Origin of the sequence: Microbacterium sp. NPDC057658, from assembly GCF_042799975.1 — a bacterium.
GTDB lineage: Bacteria > Actinomycetota > Actinomycetes > Actinomycetales > Microbacteriaceae > Microbacterium.
Genome location: NZ_JBHVHT010000001.1, coordinates 2,067,559 through 2,083,694 on the forward strand (window position 1 = coordinate 2,067,559; position 16,136 = coordinate 2,083,694).

Annotated in this window: 13 protein-coding genes; 6 read left to right on the plus strand and 7 right to left on the minus strand. The window is 70.4% G+C overall.

The window, feature by feature from the left end; all coding sequences use genetic code 11:
* Positions 1 to 151: 151 nt before the first annotated feature.
* Complete coding sequence (gene smc, locus ACFU8V_RS09810) at positions 152 to 3,697, plus strand: chromosome segregation protein SMC (RefSeq protein ID WP_378870743.1); 3,546 nt, start codon at positions 152 to 154, stop codon at positions 3,695 to 3,697.
* A gap of 112 nt (positions 3,698 to 3,809) precedes the next feature.
* Here smc and ACFU8V_RS09815 read toward each other — a convergent pair whose 3' ends face one another.
* Complete coding sequence (locus ACFU8V_RS09815; protein WP_378870746.1) at positions 3,810 to 4,487, minus strand: hypothetical protein; 678 nt, start codon at positions 4,485 to 4,487, stop codon at positions 3,810 to 3,812.
* A gap of 28 nt (positions 4,488 to 4,515) precedes the next feature.
* On the opposite strand from ACFU8V_RS09815, the gene ftsY reads away from it, so the two are divergent.
* Together ftsY and ACFU8V_RS09825 are read left to right on the plus strand one after the other, a co-directional pair.
* On the plus strand, positions 4,516 to 5,388 hold the full coding sequence (gene ftsY, locus ACFU8V_RS09820) for a signal recognition particle-docking protein FtsY (RefSeq protein WP_025103328.1): 873 nt from the start codon (positions 4,516 to 4,518) through the stop codon (positions 5,386 to 5,388).
* A gap of 43 nt (positions 5,389 to 5,431) precedes the next feature.
* Positions 5,432 to 5,932, plus strand: coding sequence for a DUF2004 domain-containing protein (locus tag ACFU8V_RS09825; RefSeq protein ID WP_060922216.1), 501 nt, complete (start codon positions 5,432 to 5,434; stop codon positions 5,930 to 5,932).
* A gap of 10 nt (positions 5,933 to 5,942) precedes the next feature.
* Here the strand turns inward: ACFU8V_RS09825 and lipA are convergent, their stop codons facing one another.
* Entirely contained in the window at positions 5,943 to 6,932 is a 990-nt protein-coding gene (gene lipA, locus ACFU8V_RS09830; protein ID WP_025103330.1) for a lipoyl synthase, read from the minus strand.
* The gene (gene lipB / locus ACFU8V_RS09835) at positions 6,929 to 7,579 is read right to left on the minus strand and encodes a lipoyl(octanoyl) transferase LipB (RefSeq protein ID WP_025103331.1); all 651 of its coding nucleotides are present in this window, start codon (positions 7,577 to 7,579) and stop codon (positions 6,929 to 6,931) included. The genes lipA and lipB overlap by 4 nt, the downstream gene beginning before the upstream one ends.
* An 87-nt stretch (positions 7,580 to 7,666) precedes the next feature.
* Between lipB and ACFU8V_RS09840 the strand changes: the two genes are divergently transcribed.
* Together ACFU8V_RS09840 and ffh are read left to right on the plus strand one after the other, a co-directional pair.
* The gene (locus tag ACFU8V_RS09840) at positions 7,667 to 8,254 is read left to right on the plus strand and encodes a TetR/AcrR family transcriptional regulator (protein ID WP_085607014.1); all 588 of its coding nucleotides are present in this window, start codon (positions 7,667 to 7,669) and stop codon (positions 8,252 to 8,254) included.
* A gap of 148 nt (positions 8,255 to 8,402) precedes the next feature.
* The gene (ffh, locus tag ACFU8V_RS09845; protein WP_025103333.1) at positions 8,403 to 9,965 is read left to right on the plus strand and encodes a signal recognition particle protein; all 1,563 of its coding nucleotides are present in this window, start codon (positions 8,403 to 8,405) and stop codon (positions 9,963 to 9,965) included.
* Positions 9,966 to 9,977: 12 nt separating this feature from the next.
* Here the strand turns inward: ffh and ACFU8V_RS09850 are convergent, their stop codons facing one another.
* A complete protein-coding gene (locus tag ACFU8V_RS09850) occupies positions 9,978 to 10,886 on the minus strand; it encodes an EamA family transporter (RefSeq protein WP_378870753.1) in 909 nt (302 codons plus the stop codon).
* Between the two features lie 78 nt (positions 10,887 to 10,964).
* On the opposite strand from ACFU8V_RS09850, the gene ACFU8V_RS09855 reads away from it, so the two are divergent.
* The gene (locus ACFU8V_RS09855) at positions 10,965 to 11,840 is read left to right on the plus strand and encodes a LysR family transcriptional regulator (protein WP_249521951.1); all 876 of its coding nucleotides are present in this window, start codon (positions 10,965 to 10,967) and stop codon (positions 11,838 to 11,840) included.
* 161 nt (positions 11,841 to 12,001) lie between these two features.
* On the opposite strand, the gene glpK is transcribed toward ACFU8V_RS09855, so the two are convergent.
* The 3 genes from glpK to ACFU8V_RS09870 all read right to left on the minus strand — a co-directional run bounded on the left by glpK (position 12,002) and on the right by ACFU8V_RS09870 (position 16,110).
* Positions 12,002 to 13,516, minus strand: a complete 1,515-nt coding sequence (gene glpK, locus ACFU8V_RS09860; RefSeq protein WP_060922209.1) for a glycerol kinase GlpK — start codon at positions 13,514 to 13,516, stop codon at positions 12,002 to 12,004.
* A 36-nt stretch (positions 13,517 to 13,552) separates the two neighbouring features.
* The gene (locus ACFU8V_RS09865; protein ID WP_025103336.1) at positions 13,553 to 14,308 is read right to left on the minus strand and encodes an MIP/aquaporin family protein; all 756 of its coding nucleotides are present in this window, start codon (positions 14,306 to 14,308) and stop codon (positions 13,553 to 13,555) included.
* A 92-nt stretch (positions 14,309 to 14,400) separates the two neighbouring features.
* A complete protein-coding gene (locus tag ACFU8V_RS09870) occupies positions 14,401 to 16,110 on the minus strand; it encodes an FAD-dependent oxidoreductase (RefSeq protein WP_378870758.1) in 1,710 nt (569 codons plus the stop codon).
* Positions 16,111 to 16,136 lie beyond the last annotated feature (26 nt).

Consider the following 16,136-nt stretch of genomic DNA (forward strand, 5'->3'; position numbering starts at 1 on the left):
GCGAAACTCTCAGGAGATCGTCAAGCATTTCGTGGTAGCACCGGCGTGTCGCGGTGGAGGCGGGGTCCGCGACGACCGCGCGGGATACCGGCCGTTCCGCGGGATTCCGGTAGCGTAGCGGCGTGAATCTCCCCGGACGAGCGGTCGCCCCATGCACCTGAAGAGCCTGACGCTCAAGGGGTTCAAGTCGTTCGCGCAGCCCACGACCTTCGTGTTCGAGCCCGGCGTCACGTGCATCGTCGGACCGAACGGCTCCGGAAAGTCCAATGTCGTCGACGCCCTCGCGTGGGTGATGGGGGAGCAGGGGGCGAAGACACTCCGCGGCGGGAAGATGGAAGACGTCATCTTCGCCGGCACCTCGACCCGCGGTCCCCTCGGGCGCGCCGAGGTGCAGCTCACGATCGACAACGCCGACGGCGCGCTGCCGATCGAATACGCCGAGGTCACCATCAGCCGCACGCTCTTCCGCAACGGCTCCAGCGAGTACGCCATCAACGGCGAGAGCTGCCGTCTGCTCGATGTGCAGGAGCTGCTCAGCGACTCCGGCCTGGGGCGGGAGATGCACGTCATCGTGGGTCAGGGGCGGCTCGACACCGTGCTCCAGGCCTCGCCGGAGGATCGCCGCGGCTTCATCGAGGAGGCGGCCGGCATCCTCAAGCACCGTCGTCGCAAGGAGAAGACGCTGCGCAAGCTCGACGCGATGGAGGCCAACCTCACGCGTCTGAGCGACCTCGCCGGGGAGATCCGCCGACAGCTCAAGCCCCTCGGGCGCCAGGCGGAGATCGCGCGTGAGGCGCAGACCATCGCCGCCGTCGTGCGCGATGCCAAGGCCCGCCTGTTCGCCGACGACGTCGTGGCGCTGCGCACAGCCCTCGCGGACCACACCCGGACCGAGCAGGAGCGGCACACCGAGCGGCTCGTGCTGTCCGACCAGGCAGAGACCGTGCGCGCCGGGATCGCTCGGCTGGAGAAGAACCAGAACTCGATCGCGGTCGACGAGGCACGCAGCGTCGCGTTCGGACTCGAACAGGTGCAGGAGCGGATGCGCGGGCTGTACACGCTCGCCAACCAGCGCCTCGCGCTCCTCGGGTCCGAGGAGGACGACGCGGCCGTGACCGCGGTGACCGTCACGCAGGCGACCATCGACGAGGCGAAGGAGGACATCGAGACGATCTCCTCCGGCCTCGGCGACGCTCAGGACGCCGCGGCCGCCGCCAGCCGCGAGGTCGTGAACGCCCGTGCCGAGCTGGACACTCTCGACGTCGACATCGCGGAGCAGAGCGCGCTCGTCTCCGAGTACGACATGCGGCTCTCCTCGCTCCGCGGGAACGCCGATGCGGCCGCGTCCGCACTGGCCGCCGTCCACGGTGCGGTGCTCCGTCAGGAGAACGCCCTCGAAGCAGCGCACGCCCGGCGGCGTGAGGCCGAAGAGGCCCTGGAGGCGATCGACGACGCGGAAGCTCCCGAGGGCACGGCCGTCGAGTATGCCGCCGCCTACGAGAGCGCCCAGCGTGCGGCGACGGCGGCGGAGGCGGAACGGGAGAGCCTTCGCGAGCGCCTGCACGCCGCGGAGCGTGAGGTCGACGCCCTCACGGCGAAGGCCGCCGCGTTGAGCAGTGCGCTGTCGCTGTCGGGAGGTGCCGCCGAGATCGTCGCGGAGGGCGGCCCCGGAATCCGCGGTCTCGTCGGCGATGCCGTGCAGGTGCGGGCGGGATACGAAGCCGCGATCGCGGCGGTGCTCGGTCCCCTGGCCGAGGGTGTGCTGGTCGGTTCCGCAGAGGACGCGTTCCTCCTGGCGGCGGAGGCCGCGGAGCGCCGCCGTGGGGTGGTCGACTTCGTGGTCGCCGAGGCCCCGAGGGAGCGGGCGCCGCATCCGGCCGTCGACGGCGTGATCGCCGCGACCGAGACGGTGACCGCGCCGGACGGCGTTCTCGGGATCCTGGCCCATGTGCTCATCGCCGACGACCTCGATGCGGCGCGGGCCGCACGGCGCGCTCTGGACGCGGCGGGTGACACCGCGACCACGATCGTGACGACCGGGGGCGACGTCATCACCGCCCAGACGCTGCGGACCGGCTCCGGAGGGGAGCGCTCTCGCCTCGAACTCGCGGCCGAGCGCGATGCCGCGACCGAGCGGCTCACCGAGATCCAGATCGTCGTCGACTCCCTGCGCGAGGCGCGCCTCGACGCCGACGAGGCCGTGGAGGAGACGCGGCGGCAGGCGAAGGACGCGCTGCGCGCCCTCCGCGAGCACGACGCCGCCCTCGCGACGCACGCGGAGCAGGTCAACAAGGTGACCGTGCGCCATGAGGCCGCTGTCGCCGAATGCGACCGCCTCGAGACCGGTCTCGCCCAGGCGCAGGCCGCCGTGGCGGACGCGGAGGCGAAGGCGGAGACCGCGAAGGCGGAGCTCGACGCTGCCGTCGCGGCGCCGCGTCCGGTGCTCGACGCGTCTGCGCGGGATGGACTGCTCGAGGCGCTGGAGCGCGCCCGCGAGGGCGAGGTCCGCGCCCGCCTGGAGGTCGAGACCCTGCGCGAGCGGGTCCGGGCGGCGCAGTCGCGGGTGACCGCGCTGGAACGGCAGCGCGAGCAGGAGCGGGACGCCGCGGCGGAGGCCGCCCGCCGCGCTGTCATCCGCCGGGCGCAGCGCGAGGCGGCGTCCGGAGTCGTGGACGAGCTGCCGCGCATCCTCGACTCCCTCGACCGCTCGGTCACCGAGGCCCGCGTCGCCCTGGCGGAGGCGGAAGCCGCTCGGTCGGCGCAGAACGAGGAACTGGTCGCCCTGCGCGCCCAGGAGTCGTCGCTGCGGGAGCGTCTGGCCGGGCTCACGGAGAGCGTGCACGGCCTGGAGCTGCAGATCCACGAGAAGAAGCTCCACCTGAACAGCCTCTTGGAGCGCGTGTCCTCGGAGCTCTCGCTGGACGAGGACGTGCTCGTCGCCGAGTACGGTCCTGATCAGCTCGTGCCGCGGGATCCCGGGACGGAGCCGGCCGACGGCGAACTGCTCGACGACACCGCGATCCCGTTCGACCGGCGCATCCAGCAGCGGCGCCTCGCGGACGCGGAGCGGAAACTCGCCCAACTCGGGCGGGTCAACCCGCTCGCGCTGGAGGAGTTCGCCGCCCTGGAACAGCGCCACGCGTTCCTCACCACGCAGCTCGCGGACCTGACGCAGACCCGGCAGGACCTCTTGACGATCATCGCCGACCTCGACGAGCGCATGCAGACGATCTTCGCCAGCGCGTTCGAGGACACCAAGGAGGCGTTCGGTCAGGTCTTCCCGCTGCTGTTCCCCGGCGGCACGGGCAGCATCTCGCTGACCGATCCGGAGAACATGCTGACGACGGGGATCGAGGTCTCGGTCCGTCCCGTCGGGAAGAAGATCGAGCGACTGTCGCTGCTGTCCGGCGGCGAGCGGTCATTGGCCGCGGTGGCGCTCCTGGTGGCGATCTTCAAGGCGCGCCCCAGCCCGTTCTACATCCTCGACGAGGTCGAGGCCGCCCTGGACGACGCGAACCTCGGCCGGCTCCTCACGGTGTTCGAGCAGCTGCGCGAGAGCTCCCAGCTCCTCGTCATCACGCACCAGAAGAGGACTATGGAGATCGCCGACGCCCTCTACGGTGTGTCGATGCGCCAGGACGGCGTCTCCGCGGTGGTCGGTCAGCGCGTCGGCGACCGCGCCGCCGCCGCCGTTTGACTCGCCCCAGGCACAGCTGCGGAGATCGTGGCCCGCACCTGGCGTGTCGACGGTCGGATCCCGCGTGTCGCCCGCGGTCTCCGAAGCTGTGCTCGGACGGACCGGGGGAAGGTCACATCGTGAGGGACTGTTCGAATGCGGTCACGGCGGCGGGGAAGCCGGGGTGGTCCTGGGGGCGGTGAGCGAAACCGGAGAGGACGATGTGGTCGGCCCCGACATCGACGAGCCGTCGGGCGATGAGCTCGTACTCCTCGTTCCAGCCGCCGGTGACCACGAGGGTCGGCACTCCGGCGAGAGAATGCTCCCGGATGCCATGTCCCCAGGGGAGATTCGCGGCCGCCCAGTGCTCCGCGACCGCGCGTTCGTCCGGCCAGGACTCGCGGTCCAGCGGGCCGCCGAACATGAGCGGGCGCAGGATCGACCAGAAGCCGTAGAGGTCGTCCTCGGCCGCGCGTGATCGCGCCTCCGTGACCACGGCGATATGCCGCTCGATCGGTGCGTCACCGCGAGCGATGTCGTACAGGGCGGGCTCGACGAGGACGAGGCCCGACACCCGCAGGCCGTCGGTGACGGCGCGGACGGCGGTCACCGCGCCGATGGAGTGCGCGAACAGGAGCGGCGTCCGGTCACGTTCTCCCTCGACGAGAGCGCCCGCCTGCGCTTCGACGGACGACTCCGGCGGGAAGCTGAGGAAGGTCCCCGACTCCGGATCCTGCGAGGGCCATGCGGCAGTGCCGCGCCTCCCGGCGCCATGGAGGAACACCCGGTGCGGGAGCGGCGCGCGGTGCATCCCTGGATGCTACCCGTAGGCTGGACGCATGGCAGAGAAGTCCTGGTCTCTCGGTCGCGCGCTGCGCGGCATGTTCGTGAAGCCCACCATCGACGAGACGACATGGGAAGACCTGGAGACGGCGCTGATCACGGCGGACTTCGGCCCCGACATCAGCGAGCGCATCGTCGAAGAGCTGCGCGACAAGGTCGCGAAGTACCGCACCACCGACCCCAAGGACCTCCAGCGCATGCTGCGGGAGACCCTGGAGGAGCACTTCGCGAAGTTCGACACCACGCTCAAGCTCACCGAGCGCCCGGCCGTGGTCCTCGTCGTCGGGGTGAACGGCGTGGGCAAGACGACCACGATCGGCAAGTTCACGAAGTTCCTCCGCGGCTACCAGCGGAGTGTGGTCGTGGGAGCCGCCGACACCTTCCGGGCCGCGGCCGTGGACCAGCTCGCCACCTGGGCCCAGCGCGGGGGAGCGGCGATCGTCCGCCCGCAGCAGGAAGGCCAGGACCCGGCTTCCGTCGCCTTCCAGACCGTCGAGTACGCGAAGCGCGAGGGTATGGAGATCGCGATCATCGACACGGCGGGACGCCTGCACACCAAGGGCGGACTCATGGACGAACTGGGCAAGATCCGCCGTGTCGTGGAGAAGCAGGCTCCCATCAGCGAGGTGCTCCTGGTCCTCGATGCGACGACGGGGCAGAACGGCGTCATGCAGGCGGAGACCTTCCTGCAGCACGCCGGCGTCACAGGTCTCGTGCTCACCAAGCTCGACGGCTCGGCCAAGGGCGGCTTCGTGCTCGCGGTGCAGGAGCGCACGGGCATCCCGGTGAAGCTCCTCGGCCAGGGCGAGGGCATCGACGATCTGACCGGTTTCACGCCGCACGTCTTCGTGCAGGCGCTGGTCGGCTGACACAGGGCTTCCGCCCCGAGCACCAGGCTGGTTTCATAGCGTTATGGCGATCGAACACGACTACTTCGGACTGCTGTCGTCGGGCCCCGACGGCTCGATCTTCTGGTCGGAGACGGTCGAGCTCGGCGACCAGAGCGTGACCGTGGATCTGACGGCCCCGGACCAGGACGACGTCTCCGCCGACGCCCTCGACATCGCCGCCGGGCTCATCGCCGGCCTGGAGAACGTGGACGCGACCGCACGGCGCGGGATGCTCGCCGAGGTGGACGACCGCACGAGCGAGGTGACCGAGTACATCCTGCAGCAGCAGGAGGTGTTCGGCGACGACCTCCCCGACGTCCTCATCGACGTGTCCGGGGACGCGGCCGTGGACATCATCCGATCACTGCGACTGATGAGCATGACGATCCTCGCGGACGAGCACGGCGGCTCCGAGCCGTTCGCCGTGCTGGAGTACGCGCTCGACGACAGCGCCACCGACGACGTGCTGCTGGTGAACCTGGGGTCCGACGGCAGCGTGCAGTCGGTCATGAGCGCCGACTGACCGCCGCTCGTCAGACCGCCTGCGCGAAGCCGAGGTCGGCGCTCTCCGCGATGTGCGCGAGGTGCGCGGGGATCTCCCGTCCCTTCGAGGTCATCGACTGCGCCCAGAGCCGTCCGGCCCGGTACGAGGAGCGCACCAGCGGACCGGCGAGCACCCCGAGGAAGCCGATCCGCTCCGCCTCCTCCTTGAATTCGACGAACTCGGCCGGCTTCACCCACCGCGACACCGGGAGATGACGCGGGGTCGGGCGGAGGTACTGGGTGATGGTGATGATGTCGCAGCCGGCGTCGTGGAGGTCCTGCAGCGCCTGGACGACCTCCTCCGGCTCCTCGCCCATGCCGAGGATGAGGTTCGACTTCGTGATGAGTCCGGCGTCGCGGGCCTGGGTGAGAACGTTCAGCGACCGCTCGTAGCGGAACGCCGGACGGATGCGCTTGAAGATGCGGGGCACGGTCTCCACGTTGTGCGCGAACACCTCCGGACGGGCATCGAAGATCTGGCCGAGGAAGGCCGGGTCGGCGTTGTGCTCGTTGGCCAGCAGCTCCACGCCGGTGTTCGGGTTCAGCTCGTGGATCTTGCGCACCGTCTCGGCGTTCAGCCAGGCACCGGTGTCGGGGAGGTCGTCGCGGGCCACGCTCGTGACGGTCGCGTAGCGGAGGTTCATCCGCTGCACGCTCTCGGCGACGCGTCGCGGCTCGTCGGTGTCGTAGTCGGCGGGCTTGCCGGTGTCGATCTGGCAGAAGTCGCAGCGACGCGTGCACTGCGACCCCCCGATGAGGAACGTCGCCTCGCGGTCCTCCCAGCACTCGTAGATGTTCGGGCAGCCGGCCTCCTGGCACACCGTGTGCAGATCCTCGCTCTTCACGAGCGAGTGCAAGGCGGAGTACTCCGGCCCCATCTTGGCCTTGGTCTTGATCCACTCGGGCTTGCGCTCGATCGGGGTCTCGGCGTTGCGGATCTCGAGGCGGAGGAGCTTGCGCCCCTCGGGTGCGGCGGTCATGCCGGGACTCCTGTCAGGTCGGGTGCGTGCGCGGTGCGGAAGGCGTCCTGCACGGCGTCGACGAGGTCGAGCGGGCCGACCACGCGGCCGGACACCTCGCTCACCGTGGTCACGCCGGCGTCGGTGATGCCGCAGGGGATGATGTCGCGGAAGGGGGCGAGACTGTTGTCGCAGTTGATGGCGAAGCCGTGCATGGTCACGCCCTGCTGCACCCGCACGCCGATCGCGGCCACCTTGTCCTCAGAGAGCGGTCGGCGCACCCACACACCGCTGCGCCCCTCGACCTGGTGCCCGTCGACCCCGAACGGACGCAGCACCTCGATGAGGATCCGCTCCAGACGCCGGACGTGTGCGACCACGTCCATCGGCTCCGGCAGCCGGAAGATCGGATACCCGACGAGCTGCCCCGGCCCGTGCCAGGTGATCTTCCCGCCGCGGTCGACGTCGATGACCGGGGTCCCGTCCTGGGGGCGCTCATGGTCCTCCGTGCGCTTGCCCGCGGTGTAGACGGCCGCGTGCTCGAGCAGGATGAGCGTGTCGGGGCGGGCACCGGACACGACGTCCGCGTGCACGCGGCGCTGCAGGGCCCAGCCGTCAGGATAGGGGACAGGGGTCGGCATGAAGCCGGGGGTGAGGATGTCGAGCATGCGTCGTCGCTTCCCTCTAATACATGGATTGCGTCCAACAATACATCCTCGTCCGGGGTGCGGCGCGGCGCGCGGTACCGTGAAGTCATGAACCGGACTGGTCGCGCCGGCCGCCCGAAGGCCTCCTCGCGCGAGACCCTCGCCGAGGCCGCCTGCGAGCTCTTCCTGGAGCGCGGGTACGAGGCCACGTCCATCGCCGACATCACGCAGCGGGCGGGGGTCAGCCGGTCGAGCTTCTTCAACTACTTCACGTCTAAGAGCGACGTGCTGTGGTCGGGTATCGATGAGCGCATCGGCGTCGCGATCGCCGCGCTGGACGACCTCGGCCGCGAGGCCACGGGGGAGCGGGTGCGGCTGATCCTCCACGGCATCGTGCAGGACTTCGCGCCGGATCCTCTGGCGCTGGCCCTGCGGAACGCGGCGGCCATGGCCCTCGAGGAGGAGCTGGTGCGGGAGACGGGCGTCCGTCTGGCCCGCCTCTCCGCCGCCGTCTCCCGGGCGGCGTGCGCGGCCGGGATCGACGTCATGCGCGCCGACGTGCTCGGGGCCGCGCAGGCGGCCGCTGTCATGTCGGCGCTCCGGGTGTGGGCGGAGGAGGGCGCCGGCCGCGGCACTCCGGAGTCCGTGCTGCACGAGGCCCTCGCCCGCGTGCACGATCTCCCCTGGCGGGACTGACCGCCCTCGCGAGACCCCGGTTTCGCGCCGAGGCCCCGGCGTGCTCACGCTTGCGGGGCGGGGTCTCGACAGCGAGGCGGGGTTTCGGCGAGCCGCCTCCGTGCCGCGCTGAGCGTGGAGGCTCCGCTCGCGTAGAATCGTAGGCACCATGGCTACCTTTGGCACGCTCTCCGATCGGCTCACCGACACCTTCCGCAATCTGCGCACGAAGGGAAAGCTCACCGCCGCCGACGTCGACGGCACGGTGCGCGAGATCCGTCGCGCTCTGCTCGATGCCGACGTCGCGCTCGCGGTCGTCAAGGACTTCACCGCCAAGGTGCGCGAGCGCGCTCTCGGCGACGAGGTCAACAAGGCGCTGAACCCCGCGCAGCAGGTGGTGCAGATCGTCAACGAGGAACTCGTCCAGATCCTCGGCGGTGAGCAGCGGCGCCTGCAGTTCGCCAAGACGGCGCCGACCGTGATCATGCTCGCCGGCCTCCAGGGTTCGGGAAAGACGACGTTCGCCGGCAAGCTCGCCAAGCAGCTCGAGAGCGAGGGCCACACGCCGCTCCTCGTGGCCGCCGATCTCCAGCGTCCGAACGCCGTGAACCAGCTCCAGGTGGTCGCAGAGCAGGCCGGAGCCACCGTGTACGCGCCCGAGCCCGGCAACGGCGTCGGCGATCCCGTGAAGGTTTCGCGCGACGGTGTCGAGCACGCCCGCCGGCAGCAGCACGACGTGGTCATCATCGACACCGCCGGCCGCCTCGGTGTCGACGCCGAGCTCATGAAGCAGGCCGCCGACATCCGCAAGGCGGTCAACCCGGACGAGGTGCTCTTCGTCATCGACGCGATGATCGGTCAGGACGCCGTCAACACCGCCAAGGCCTTCCAGGAGGGCGTGGACTTCACCGGCGTCGTGCTCTCCAAGCTCGACGGCGACGCGCGAGGCGGAGCGGCGCTGTCGGTCGCCTCGGTCACGGGTCGCCCGATCATCTTCGCCTCCACGGGCGAGCGGCTGGAAGACCTCGAGCCGTTCCACCCCGACCGGATGGCGAGCCGCATCCTCGACCTCGGCGACATCCTCACCCTCATCGAGCAGGCCCAGCAGGCCTTCGACGAGGAGGAGGCACGCAAGGTCGCGGAGAAGCTCGCGAACGAGGCCTTCACCCTGGAGGACTTCCTCGAGCAGCTCCAGCAGATGAAGAAGATGGGCTCGATGAAGAAGATGCTCGGGATGCTCCCGGGCATGGGCCAGATGAAGCAGCAGCTCGAGGACTTCGACGAGCGCGAGATCGACCGCACCGAAGCCATCATCCGGTCCATGACGCCGGTCGAGCGTCGCAACCCCAAGATCCTCAACGGCTCGCGCCGTCTTCGCATCGCGCGCGGTTCCGGCATGACCGTCACGGACGTCAATCAGCTTGTCCAGCGCTTTGAGCAGGCCGCGAAGATGATGAAGACGGTCGCCCGTGGCGGCACGCCGAACATCCCCGGCATGGGCCCGGTGCCCGGCATGGGCAAGCCCGGCGCCTCGTCGAAGCGCGGCAAGAAGGGCAAGGGTGGCGGCGGCAACCGCTCCCGTTCCGGCAACCCCGCGAAGCGCGCGGCGGAGAACGCCGGCCTCGCAGCCTCGTCGGCACCGACCGGCTCGGGCTTCGGACTCGGCGGGGGAGGCGCGGCCCCCTCGGAGGCGGACCTCGCTGAGATCCAGAAGCTGTTCGGCAAGGGCTGAGCGGCCGGGACCTCAGCGCACGGCGACCGGCGCGGCCGAAGGATCGACCGTGGTCGCGGGCGTGCCTCGCGGCCGTGCCGCGAACTGCCCGCCGATGAGGGCGGCGAGCGTGATCACGATGCCCGCCACCTGGACCAGGGTGAAGCTCTCGCCGACCACGAGCACGCCGAGCAGCGTCGCGACGATCGGTGAGAGCAGCGCGAGGAGCCCGGGCACGATCACCGGCAGGCGCTGGATCCCGCGGAACCACAGTGTGTACGCGACGATCCCTCCCGCCGTCGCGAGCCAGAGATAGCCGAGGAGCGCATCGGCGTCGAGGGCAGGAGGCGGGCCCTCGACCGCGAAGGTGAGGGGGAGGAGCAGCAGTCCTCCCGCGGTGAGCTGCCAGCCGGCGTAGGCCACCGGACCGACGCCGGCGGGGCGTCCCCAGCGCTTGGTGAGGATCATCCCGAGGCCGGTCGCGGTCACCCCGCCGAGAGCCGCGACGAGGCCCCAGAGGTCCAGCGCGGCGGCAGGGCCGAGGACGACGAGGGCGACCCCCGCCGCTCCGAGCACGGCTGCCGCGGCGGACACCGGGCGGATGCGCTCTCCAAGCACGAGCGCTCCGAGTCCCAGGACGATGAGCGGCTGCGCTCCGGCGACGGCGGCGGCGACCCCACCGGGGAGGCGCTCAGCCGCGAGGAACAGCAGCGGGAAGAACGCGCCGATGTTGAGGGCGCCGAGCACGACGACCCTGCCCCACCAGGCGCCGTGCGGCAGGCGCCGGGCCAGCAGCACCGCGAGGAGACCCGCAGGAAGCGAGCGGAGGAGGCCGGCGAGGAGCGGATGCCCGGCGGGGAGCAGCTCCGTCGTCACCAGGTAGGTCGTACCCCACGCCGCGGGCGCGAGGGCCGTGACGAGGGTGAGCGTGAGGCGGTTCATGCTCCCAGCCTGCGCGCCGCATTCAGATGAGTCCAACGCATTGTTGTCACGCTATCCATGACGAGCGATCATGGAGCTATGGAACTCCAGCAGCTGCGATATGTCGTCGCCGTGGCGGACACCGGCTCGTTCACCCGCGCGGCGGAGCGCTGTCACGTCACGCAGTCGGCGCTCAGCCATCAGGTCGCCGCACTCGAACGCGAGCTGGGCGTGCGGCTGTTCGCGCGCACCAGTCGCAGCGTCCGTGCGACCGAGTCCGGAGAGGCGTTCCTCCGCTCCGCGCGTCCCGCGGTGCGCGCCGCGGATCAGGCGCGGGAGGATGCCGCGGCCGCTGCGGGCGAAGTCGTCGGAACGCTCCGGCTCGGGATCATCCCCACGGTGACCGCCGTCGACGTCCCCGCGCTCCTCGTGGCCTATCGCACCGCGCATCCGGCCGCCCGCGTGGAGCTCCGCGAGGGGAACAGTGACGGCCTCATGGCCGCGATCCGTCAGGGCGACCTCGATGTCGCCTTCCTCGGACTTCGGGAGGGCGTGGAGCCCCAGGGTGTGGCGTCCCGACCCCTGTCCCACGAGCCGCTGGTAGCGGTGCTGCCTCGCGGGCACCACCTTGCCGCGAAGCGGAGGGTGCGCCTGAGCGACCTCGCGGACTCCGCTTTCGCCGACTTCCCCGCCGGAACCTCGGGACGCGCGCAGAGTGACGCGGCATTCCTGTCCGCGCGGCTCGAGCGGGACGTGGCCTTCGAATCCGACACGGCTGCGAGTCTGATCGGCCTGGTCGCTGCGGGCCTCGCCGTCACGCTGCTCGCGCCCGGGGTGGTGCGGGGCTATCGAGACGTCGTCGACACGGTGGCCATCCAGGACGGCCCCGTTCGTGTCGAGCACCTGGCCTGGGACGCCGCCGCACCGCGCAGCGCCGCCCGCGCCTTCCTCGACATCGTCGCCACGGCCTCCTGAGCCGATGTTCCGGCTGCACGACCCGCGAACGGATGCACGACGGAATCCCCGGAACGGGCGGGCCACCGTATCCGGATCGTGCAGGCGACTCCGCAGAACGTTGAGCCGGAGACGACGAGGCGGGCCCGGGAAGAACCCGGACCCGCCTCATCGTGTGGTGATCAGCGCACGTCGTCGTCGACCCAGTCCATCGACTTGGTGACGGCCTTGCGCCACAGGCGCAGCTGGCGGTCGCGCTCGGCCTCGTCGAGCGAGGGCTCCCAGCGGCGGTCCTCCTGCCAGTTGGCGGACAGGTCGTCGAGGCCGCTCCAGAAGCCGACCGCGAGGCCCGCGGCGTAGGCCGCACCGAGCGCGGTGGTCTCCGCCACCACCGGACGCACGACCGGGACGCCGAGGATGTCGGCCTGGAACTGCATGAGCGCGTCGTTGGCGACCATGCCGCCGTCGACCTTGAGCTCGCTGAGGTCCACTCCGGCGTCCGCGTTGACCGCGTCGAGCACGTCGCGGGTCTGGAAGGCCACGGCCTCCAGCGCAGCGCGCGCGATGTGGTTCTTGTTCGCGTAGCGGGTGAGGCCGACGATCGCGCCACGGGCGTCCGGACGCCAGTACGGTGCGAACAGACCCGAGAACGCCGGGACGATGTACACGCCGCCGTTGTCCTCGACCTTCTCGGCCAGCTCCTCGACCTCAGGGGCGGAGGAGATGATGCCGAGCTGGTCGCGCAGCCACTGGATGAGCGAGCCGGTGACGGCGATCGACCCCTCCAGCGCGTAGTGCGTGGGCTGGTCGCCGAGCTTGTAGCCGACGGTGGTGAGCAGGCCGTTCTTCGAGCGGACGATCTCCTCGCCCGTGTTGAAGATGAGGAAGCAGCCCGTGCCGTAGGTGTTCTTGCTCTCGCCCTTCTGGAACGCGGCCTGCCCGAACGTCGCCGCCTGCTGGTCGCCGAGGATGCCGGCGATCGGCGTCTCGCGCAGCAGCGACGAGCTCTCGGCGGCACCGTAGACCTCGGAGGAGGAGCGGATCTCCGGCATCATCGAGCGCGGCACACCGAACGCCTCGAGGATGTCGTCGCGCCATTCCAGCGTCTCGAGGTCCATGAACATCGTGCGCGAGGCGTTCGTCACGTCGGTCGCGTGCACGCCGCCGTCGATGCCGCCGGTCAGGTTCCACAGGACCCAGGTGTCGGTCGTGCCGAAGAGCAGGTCTCCAGCCTCGGCCTTCTCGCGGGCCCCCTCGACGTTCTCCAGGATCCAGGTGATCTTGGTGCCGGAGAAGTAGGTCGCCAGCGGGAGGCCGACGATCGACTTGAACCGGTCGACGCCCTCGTCGCCCGCGAGGCGGTTGACGATCTCCTGCGTGCGGGTGTCCTGCCAGACGATGGCGTTGTAGACCGGCTTGCCCGTGGTCTTGTCCCACACGACGGCCGTCTCGCGCTGGTTCGTGATGCCCACGGCGGCGATGTCGTGGCGGGTCAGATCGGCGCGCCCGAGGGCCAGACCGATCACCTCCTGGACGTTGCGCCAGATCTCGGCGGCGTCGTGCTCCACCCAGCCGGCCTTGGGAAGGATCTGCTCGTGCTCCTTCTGGCCGGTGGCGACGATGCTGCCCTTCTTGTCGAAGATGATCGCGCGGCTCGACGTCGTTCCCTGGTCGATCGCGATGATGTAGTCAGCCATGTGTTCTCCTTTGAATTCCCGAGCGGTTGAGGGGGATCAGCCGGCGAGGCTGAGCAGGCCGGGGGCGGCGAGGGCGGCGATGACACCACCGATGAGCGGACCGACGACGGGCACCCACGAGTAGGACCAGTCGCTGGAACCCTTGCCCTGGATCGGGAGGATCGCGTGGGCGATGCGGGGACCGAGGTCACGAGCCGGGTTGATGGCGTAGCCGGTCGGGCCACCGAGCGACGCACCGATGGCGACCACCAGCAGGGCCACCGGGAGAGCCGTGAGCGGGCCGAGGCCACCGGGCGTGCCGACCTCGATGTCGCCGTAGTCCGCGAACGCGAAGATGACGAAGACGAGGACGAAGGTGCCGATGATCTCGGTGACGAGGTTCCAGCCGTAGGAGCGGATGGCGGGGCCGGTGGAGAAGACGCCGAGCTTGTTGGCGGCCTCCGGCTCCTCGTCGAAGTGCTGCTTGTAGGCGAGCCAGACGACGATCGCGCCGATGATCGCGCCGAGGAGCTCCGCGGCGGTCGCGGTGAGGAACATCGCGAAGGTGATCTTGCCGGCGACCAGCAGGCCGATGCCGACGGCCGGGTTCAGGATGGCACCGGAGTACGCCGAGACGAGCACACCCGCGAACACCGCGAGACCCCATCCCCAGTTGACCATCAGGAAGCCGCCGCCGAAGCCCTTGTTCTTCGCCAGGGCGACGTTCGCGACCACACCGCAACCGAGCAGGACCAGCATCGCGGTGCCGACGAGCTCGGAGAGGAAGTAGAGACCGAGATTGACGTCAGTCATGTCTTCGTTGACCTTTCTTGCGGGTCGGGGCCCCTCTGCCCCGACCCCTTATGGGGTAGCACCGCGAGGAGGGCGCGGTGGTCGGAGCCCCGTCAGCCGCGGGCGCGGGACGGGATGTGGAGTCCGTGTCGCTCGTTCAGCAGCACACGCGTCTGCTCCACCTCGGCTTCGTGACGCTCGCGGTCCCATCCGAGGAGGGGAGCCAGGGCGTCGGCGACCTCGTCGAGCACCTCTGCCCGGGCGCCGCCGGTGAAGGCGATGCTGGTGCGGCGGAGGATGACGTCCTCGAGACGGGTGACCATCTCCTCGTTCACCATCCACTCCAGCTCGCGCGTCGACAGGTCGCCGCCGGCGAGGGGCGCGTCGTCCCCCTGCTCGACGAAGGCCCACACGGCCGCTGCCCGGGTGCCGTAGCGCGCGAGGAGCTGCTCGGCGCGAGCGCCGGCGCCGGGGAGGTTCTCCTGGATCCAGATCCGCTTCGCCTTCTCGGTGCGCGGGAACTCGCGTCCGCCGCCGATCGCGCGACCCGCCGTGGACACGGTGCGCGTGCGGCCGAGGAGGCCGAGCACCGTGTCGGAGAGGGACTCGCCCAGGGCGCGGAACGTGGTCCACTTGCCGCCGACCAGGCTCACCAGCGGGACGGCGCCCTGGCGGTCGACCTCGACGCGGTAGTCGCGCGAGACGAAGCCGGGAGCGGTGTCCTCGTGGCGGGGGAGCGGGCGGATGCCGGAGAAGTTGTAGACGATCTGCTCACGCGTCACCGCGATGGACGGGAACACGTGGTGGACGAGGTCGAAGAAGTAGTCGATCTCCTCCTCCGTGCACACCGGCACCTCGCGCGGGTCGGCATCGATGTCGGTGGTGCCGACGAGGACGCGGCCCTTGAGCGGGTAGATCAGCACGATGCGGCCGTCGGAGTGCTCGAAGAAGATCTCGCGACCCCGCGTCGCCGCCAGCAGCTCGGGGTTGTCGAGCACGATGTGCGATCCCTTGGTGCCGCCCATGAAGTGCGTGTCGGTGCCGAGGGCGTCGTTCGTGAGGTCGGTCCAGGGGCCGGAGGCGTTCACGACGACATCGGCGGTCACGGTGAACTCGGTGCCGCTCTCGCGGTCCCGGAGCGTGATCTGCTCGCCGTCGCGGCCGATCGCCTCGACGTAGTTCAGTGCCACGGCACCGGGGTGCGCGGCGCGGCCGTCCTGCAGCACATCGAGCGCGAGGCGCTCGGGGTCGTGCATCGACGCGTCGTAGTACGTGGCCGTGTACTTGATCTTCGGATCCATCGACGGCAGCTCGGCGAGGGACTTCTTGCGGCCGAGGAAGCGGTGCCGGGGCACGGTGCCGCCGTCGCGGGAGAACGTGTCGTAGATCGTGAGGCCGACCTTGATGAGGAAGGCGCCGCGCTCCTTCGGCTTCCCGCTCTTGTGCGTGAGGAAGCGGAGCGGAGCGGAGACGATCCCGGAGAACGTGGAGTAGATCGGGATCGTCGTCTGCAGCGGCTTGACGTAGTGCGGAGCGATCTTGAGCAGACCGTTGCGCTCCTCCACCGACTCGCGCACGAGGCGGAACTCGCCGTTCTCCAGGTAGCGGATGCCGCCGTGGATCATGTGGCTCGACGCCGCGGAGGCACCGGAGGCGAAGTCACCGCGATCGACGAGGACGACGTCGACGCCCTGCAGGGCGAGGTCGCGGAACGTGGAGATGCCGTTGATGCCGCCGCCGATAACGAGGACACTGGTGCGCCCGGATTCGCGGAGCGCGCGGACCGCGTCCCGCTCCGGGGACGTGTGGGTGGAATCGATCATCGTCGACCCTCTCTTCCTTGCTTGCC